This window comes from Pseudoflavonifractor sp. MCC625 (assembly GCF_018784545.1).
Taxonomy (GTDB): domain Bacteria; phylum Bacillota; class Clostridia; order Oscillospirales; family Oscillospiraceae; genus Pseudoflavonifractor_A; species Pseudoflavonifractor_A gallinarum.
Window position 1 is genome coordinate 1 of the sequence record NZ_WQOJ01000060.1, and the last position, 293, is coordinate 293.

A 293-nucleotide genomic window follows, 5' to 3' on the forward strand; every position below is an offset into this window, starting at 1 on the left:
ACGGCGTTGACGGGGGAGTGGCCGCCCTTGTGGATGCAGCCCAGGGACTTCTCCTCCAGGGTGGTGATACCGCCGGTCTTGTTGCCGGGGGAGGGGTTGCCCTCACGGACCTCCTCGCCCACCAGGCGCAGAGCCTCCTCATAGCGGTGGACGATCTCAAAGATGCGGTCCCGGACCTCGGGAGTGGCGGCGCGGCGGGCCAGGATGTGCTCAGCGCCGATGAACTCGGTGGTCTCGCTGAGGATGGAGGTGCCGCCCTCCCGGACCATCAGGTCGGAGAGCTGGCCGATGAG

At 68.3% G+C, this 293-nt stretch carries 1 pseudogene; it reads right to left on the reverse strand.

The annotated features are described in order from the left end of the window. Window positions 1-293, reverse strand: a pseudogene (locus tag GPK94_RS16450) (UxaA family hydrolase); the annotation flags it as partial.